The organism is Candidatus Cloacimonadota bacterium (assembly GCA_020532355.1).
Lineage (GTDB): Bacteria > Cloacimonadota > Cloacimonadia > Cloacimonadales > Cloacimonadaceae > UBA5456.
The window spans coordinates 1-6688 of sequence record JAJBBD010000168.1 but is presented as its reverse complement, the minus strand read 5'-3'; the positions used below and the strand labels follow the sequence as shown (position 1 = coordinate 6688).

The following is a 6688-nucleotide window of genomic DNA, read 5'->3' as shown; positions in this document are numbered from 1 at the left end:
TTCAGGGATTCCCATATGTCCTGATACACTGCCGTCTGCATTATAAGTATATTGAAAGCCAACCGGGGCGAAAGATAGAAGAATTGTATTTCCTGGCAATTCGTCGGAGGATGGGATATAAAACCTTAAGTGAAACTTGATGTAGAGCGAATCTTGGGCTGGATCGGATGAGTATTTATTAAGGATGAACTCTTTACCAATTCTAATGTTTGCACCAGCCGTAGTCAGCCATCTCCAGCGTAAATCTGTATATGCCCATCCGGGTGACAGTATATTGGGATTCTGATTGGGCTCACATCTCCAGACATAACCATTGGAGGCTGGAGGAGTGACGAAAGTTTGGGCTGGAAAGCCAACTCTATTAATATCATTATCAGTTCCAGGCAGGTCTTCATTTCTGGAGCCATACCAGTGTTGACTATCTGTTATATCTTCATTCGATAGATTGTTTCCATCCTCGTATTCAGCTTCGAACTTATAATAGCTGCTTGTTGTAAGTCCCGTAGTGGCATACTTTTCATTTCCCGTAGAGTTGCTCCAGGATCTATCGGATATGATTACATCGATGCTATCGGCGTTAAGTGCTGAATATAATGAAGTTAGATCAGCAGAAGCATTGAAGGTCTCCATTATGGTTGAATTGTACCCTAATTGATGCATAGCATTGCTTAGTGCATTCAAATTGTTCATGAACCAAGGTTTTTCACTTAGATAAGAGTATGTACCCAGAGGAAATTCATCTGAATACTTGGCTGCGGCCAAACCTACCATAGTAAGCAAGGCCAAGATCAATAGTGCTTTTTTCATTGTTCCTCCTATTTTAGAACCATGATTTTCTTTGTATAAATGCTTGTGTTATTTTGCACAACCCGAAGAATGTACAAGCCGTTTGATATGTCTGGGATAGGCATAGAGAGGCTAGTTCCACTTTGGGCTGCTCCCGTATGATCAATGCTACACACTTTTTGGCCTCTCAGGTTATACAGCTCCAGACTTAACGGACCGGATGCCTTATGGCCTGATCCCAATAAATCGATCTTTAACTGATCTTTTGCTCGCAAGGGATTGGGATATACGTTAAGCTCCCAGCTTGGTTCAGCCTCTACTTGGTCTTCATTGGCCACCACTGTATCTGTTAGTGCCGCATTGCCAGAATAGATAAAAACCCTGCCCTCCGCCCATTGTGGAGCAGAGTAATACATAGGGGCAGAAACCGCAAGGTCACATAAGCCGTCACCATTAAAATCTCCTGCGGCTTTAGACCAGCCGTATTGTCGCGTTTCATAATCAAGAGGTGGATACAGATACAGGTCTCTTAATCCATCCATGTTCGGGCCTCCTACCCAGATGCCAACCTCACCCCGGTAATAATGGAGTTGATATGTGGATCCAATGATATCATCATAACCATCTCCGTTTAAGTCACCATAAATAAATGGGGGCCCCACATTACGTTCTGCATTGATCCACTGGTGGCCCTGAGAGTTGACTTCCAATTGGATATTGTGGGCTGGGCTTATGTTCTCTCCCCCAAACCATACTCTGCCTACATACGACTCAAAATCCATGAAACCATCATTATTGAGATCGCCTAATGGGCATGGTGACCTTAGGGTAATATCATTTGTATTGTCAGATATTACTAAACTATCAACCTCTGGGAAATTTGTGTTCCCATAATACAGCACTATCCTACTGTTCATGTTTGTTCCTCCTGGAATACCATACTGGAGGAGGTAATCATCCACGTCGTCACCATTTACATCCCCGAGTCCAATTGCCGATCTTGATACTGAATAATTGTTTGTCTCAACTAGAGTAAAAAATGGAGCATCGTTGCCCGTCCAGATTATTAACCTGGTTACATTTACAGCCCAAGGAGAAGTTTGTATCACCAAATCTGCACGACCATCTCCATTGATGTCGCCTAGAGGGTTAGCAACGATATAATCATTTACTTCATATGGAATGGTGATTGTTAAATCTGGTATACCCGTGGGATTGGCTGTTCCGTAATATACGGCTATAACGCAAGCCGGGTCTACAGGCAGGGTGATTACCATATCGTCAATCCCATCTCCATTGATGTCACCTCCATTAAATGGTCCTGCCGGATATAATGCCCAATTTTCAGTTCCCTCCATCACGAAATCTGGCTCATTATCCATTTCAGGCCCACCCCAGTAGAAATACAACTTACCCCAGCGCTGATCGCTGTTATACACTCCATTGGGATTCCAATTGGGAGCATGAACGATCAGATCATCGTAACCATCGCCATTAAAATCCATGGCTACAATTTGTTCTCCAAACCATGCCCCATTGAATTCACCGTAAAACGTATTCATGATATCTAAGCTGTCTATTGCAGAGAGTGGCAGCGATAGCAAGAGCCAAGCCACTGCTCCAAGTATAAGTAGTTTTGTTTTCATGATGATCTCCTTTCTTACATAAAGATTACTTTTTTTGATCCGGTTACCTTGCCATTTTTGAGCACCGTGATCCGGTAGATTCCGGCACTCAAGCCCTTAAACAAGAGCTTGAATTGCGTGCTTTTCATCTCAGCAGAGCTTATCCGGCCTTGTTGTATCATCTGCCCGCGGATATTATAGAGCTTGTATGAGTATTCCCCAGAGCGAGTATAGCCTTCTCCTTGAAGTGCTATGCCAATGCTGCCATCATTCTTCGCGCAGGGGTTTGGATAGACATTTAGTTTCCATTGATCCTGTCCCAAGGATGGAGCTACAGGATCATCAACACTCACTGTAGTATCCTGAAGCTGGGTGTTCCCGGCATAGACATAGACTCTTCCCGGATCCCAAAAGTCTTGTGTTCCCCACCAGGTGCAGGATAAGGCCAGATCACACAATCCATCTCCGTTGAAATCGCCCATCGCCTTGGAATAGCCGAAGTTGCGCCACTGCCAGTCTGAAGGTGGATTCAAAACCAAATCTACCGTGGCATTGACATTCTGGCCACCCAGCCAGACTCCTGCCTGGCCATTGTAGCCATTGGCCTCACTATCACTGCAAACAAAATCATCGTAGGCGTCGCCATTAAAATCTCCGTAAGTAGCATAGTTCCCCCCTCCAAGGGCAAAGTAATGCATATCATGATGATCCGAGAATTGACTGATGCCCAAGCTTGGAAGTGGGCTTAAGTCTGCAGAACCCAACCAAATATAATGATAATCAAAATCATGATAACCTATGAAATCGTCAAAACCATCCCCATTGATATCTCCTAAAGGGCGGGCATTTGATCGGCCATCAGGTATGTTATCGCTTATTACCAGGCTGTCAGACATTGAAGCTGCCCCATCTCCATAATACAAGACCGCTCTCTTCTCATGCGGTTGTGTCGGATCAATTGGCAGAGTCAGGTAAGTGTCGTCATATCCATCATTATTTATATCCCCTACTCCGGTTAGATAAATCAATCCTCCTCCGGTCATGCTCCGGAAAAGCACAGGGTCAGATTCCAAATCCGTCCAAATATAGCAAAAAGGAGCCCTTGGACTGTTATAGTATCCCATTATGCCCAAGTCAGCTTTTCCGTCGCCGTTTATGTCGCCGAGTGCGCGGGGCTCTACCATAGTATCGGGATAGGTTATCGTGTAATCCGGTACAGTCTGTGGGTTTGAGCTTCCCAAAAATAGGTCAATACTCTTGGGGTAGCCCCAAATAGTATCATAACTGCTGATGATTGCCAAGTCATCAATACCATCACCGTTCATATCTCCGGCGTTACAAAGTTGCGATGAACTGTAGTTTCCCCCGTAATGTTGGTGCCATTGACCTTCCAGCACGAAATCAGGGATATTGTCAAAGTCCGGTCCGCCCCAATAAAAATAGATTTTACCGGGACGATACTCACTATCATATATTCCTGTATTGTTCCATCTGTCTGATTTCACGATCAAATCATCATAGCCATCTCCATTGAAGTCCATAGCCAGCAGATGCAATCCAAACAGGTCATTATTGAACTCACCGTAGATAGCGGTGATTAAATCCATCTGATTCTGTGAACTTAATGCCACAATCGTGGCAAGCAGCAACAGAACTACGCAATAGATTTGTTTCATTTTTATCTCCTTTCTTACATTAAGATTACTTTTTTTGATCCGGCTATCTTGCCATTTTTGAGTTGAGTCTCAAACGTTGGTGCAAATTCCAACTCATTGTTCCTCCTATTCTAGAATACAGATTTTCTTGCTTATCACAGTTATCTTATTTTGCACAATTCGAAGAATGTGCAAGCCACTTGCGCCTTCCGGCATGGGTATAGAGAGCGGTCTGCCGTTAAAAGTCCCGCCAGCATACTCGGTGCTAAAAACTTTTTGACCTCTCACATTAAACAGCTCCAGCCTTAGCGGATCGGACGCTTTATATCCGGAACCTAAAATATCTATATTTATCTGATCGTTTGCCCGTAAAGGATTGGGATATACATTGAGCTCCCAGCTCGGTTCAGCCTCTACCTGGTCGTCTATGGCAATTGCTGGATCTGTCAAAGCTGCATTGCCGGAGTAGACAAAAACCTTCCCTGGAGTGTTCCAGTTGTGAGTACCACCCGTTCCCCAACGTGGGGCAGAAACTGCAAGATCACACAACCCATCACCATTAAAATCCCCTGCAGCTTTAGACCATCCGAAATTCCTGGTTCCATAGTCACTGGGTGGATATAGATATAGGTCTATTAACCCATCCATGTTCGGGCCTCCCACCCAGATACCAGCCTCGCCTTCATAATAATGAATTTTATGTGTTGACCCGATAATATCGTCATAACCGTCCCCATTTAGATCTCCATACACAAATGGGGTGCCAACATTGTACACGGGACTGTACCATTCATGGTAGAGGCAGTGGTAGGTAAGTTCGAGATCATGATCTGGGGTCATCTCCGGTCCTCCTAACCATACTTTAGCCATAAACTCAAAATCCGCGTATCCATCATTATTTAAATCACCCAAGGGACTTGCAGATCTGTTTGTTATCGCATTTGTATTCTCAGCAATAACTAAGCTATCGACTGTCGGGAAATTGGTATCCCCATAGTATAGCACTACTCTGCTATCCATGTTTGTTCCTCCTGGAATGCCATACTGCAGAAAATAATCATCAATCCCATCACCATTAACGTCTCCAAGTCCAATAGCCGCTGTTGCTACCGTGCCATTGCAAGTTTCAGCCAGCGTCACCAATGGCACATCATTGCCTGTCCAGATGATTAGTCTATTAGTGTATGATTTCCAAGGACAAGTATGTATCACCAAATCTGCATGACCATCACCGTTGATATCCCCAAGAGGCTCTGCATATATCATGCTGTTAACATCAAAAGGAATCGTGATTGTCAGGTCCGATATTCCAGTTGGGTTGGCTGTCCCATAGTAAACCGAGATCTCACTAGTACGATAATCAATGGGTAAAGTTATCGCCAAATCATCTATACCGTCTCCATTGATATCTCCTGCATTTATCATATTTACCGTGTAATGTTCCCAGTTTTGTGATCCCTCGATTGCAAAATCCGGCTCATTATTCATATTGGGGCCACCCCAAAAAAAGTATATCTTCCCCCAAAATTGTCTATTGGTATAGACTCCACTGGGATTCCAATTGGGGGAATGTACGATCAAGTCATCGTAACCATCGCCGTTAAAATCCATAGAAATCACTTTATGCCCAAACCAGGATCCGTCGAATTCTCCTTCGAGTGTTGTCATTGTCTCCAAGTCATCAATTGCATTTAACTGCAATGAGAAACATAGGACTATTGATAACAGAAATCCAGCTATTTTCATGGTTCCTCCCTTTTTAGTAAACAACCATTCTTTTTGTAGTTGAGTCTCAAGCGTTGGTGTAAATTCCAACTATAGTCCTCGATGGTTACGTTATTCCAAACACTATCGTGTGCATCCTGCATTGCTCCAAGTATTGCCGGAGTGTAATCGACCATGACATCATGTACCCTCACATTTGTCAAGTTTAGACATCCCATCCTGTACAATAGTATTGCATTACTGTTATCCGAATAACGTGAAGTGATCGACAGGTCTTGCATGGTGATTACTGATTCTGTGAAACTTGCAAACGCAAAGTCCGCATCGCCATACCCCAACGGTATCTCCGGATGTGGTTCACCGATAACGGTGGTGGTGTCAATGCCACTGCCTTGCACCATCACCCAGCTCTTAAGGGCGATAGGAAAGGTCTGGTCGTTATCAGTGCGGGAATATTCGCCGGGCAGGATATGCACCGTCTTCTGACAAAGGCTGTCGGCGGCAATCCTATAGATCGCCTCGTGGATGGTTTTCAGAGCCGTAGCCGGGCTTAAGCCGTCGTTGGCATCATCACCGTTCGCTGAGACATAGAGATCGCTATCAATCTCCTGATGGTGCGCATTCAGGATATCAAAATTGATCCGGTAGTTGTTGATTAAGGGATCGTCACTTAAATATACTGCGTAATAATTACTCGGTTCCGCCACGGAAAAGGTGTCAAAAGGCATATATAAGTCAGCGGTAGCATGTTGGATATAGATGTCCTGTCCCGACCCGGAACGGTTATTGTAGATTGAGCAGCGGTTTACGGGGTCGAAGATGATTGAGTACGTATATCCAGTAGTATATGTTGCATATAGTCCACCTCCGAGAAAAATAGCGTAGTTATCAAATATT

General features: G+C 44.2%; 5 protein-coding genes. All 5 read right to left on the bottom strand.

Annotation, left to right across the window (positions count from 1 at the left end):
• On the bottom strand, positions 1 to 807 hold an 807-nt coding region (locus LHW48_06210; GenBank protein MCB5260052.1), incomplete at its 3' end, for a hypothetical protein.
• 8 nt (positions 808 to 815) lie between these two features.
• Entirely contained in the window at positions 816 to 2432 is a 1617-nt protein-coding gene (locus LHW48_06205; GenBank protein MCB5260051.1) for an FG-GAP-like repeat-containing protein, read from the bottom strand.
• Positions 2433 to 2446: 14 nt separating this feature from the next.
• Complete coding sequence (locus tag LHW48_06200) at positions 2447 to 4087, bottom strand: FG-GAP-like repeat-containing protein (GenBank protein ID MCB5260050.1); 1641 nt, start codon at positions 4085 to 4087, stop codon at positions 2447 to 2449.
• A gap of 105 nt (positions 4088 to 4192) precedes the next feature.
• Positions 4193 to 5812: an FG-GAP-like repeat-containing protein gene (locus LHW48_06195; GenBank protein MCB5260049.1), complete on the bottom strand. Its 1620-nt coding sequence runs from the start codon at positions 5810 to 5812 to the stop codon at positions 4193 to 4195.
• On the bottom strand, positions 5809 to 6688 hold an 880-nt coding region (locus LHW48_06190; GenBank protein MCB5260048.1), incomplete at its 5' end, for a DUF1565 domain-containing protein. The genes LHW48_06195 and LHW48_06190, both read right to left, overlap by 4 nt.

Bases quoted from the DNA above. Each gene is read 5' to 3' on its own strand.
- LHW48_06205 (MCB5260051.1), bottom strand. From the start codon at position 2,432: ATGAAAACAAAACTACTTATACTTGGAGCAGTGGCTTGGCTCTTGCTA.
- LHW48_06200 (MCB5260050.1), bottom strand. From the start codon at position 4,087: ATGAAACAAATCTATTGCGTAGTTCTGTTGCTGCTTGCCACGATTGTG.
- LHW48_06195 (MCB5260049.1), bottom strand. From the start codon at position 5,812: ATGAAAATAGCTGGATTTCTGTTATCAATAGTCCTATGTTTCTCATTG.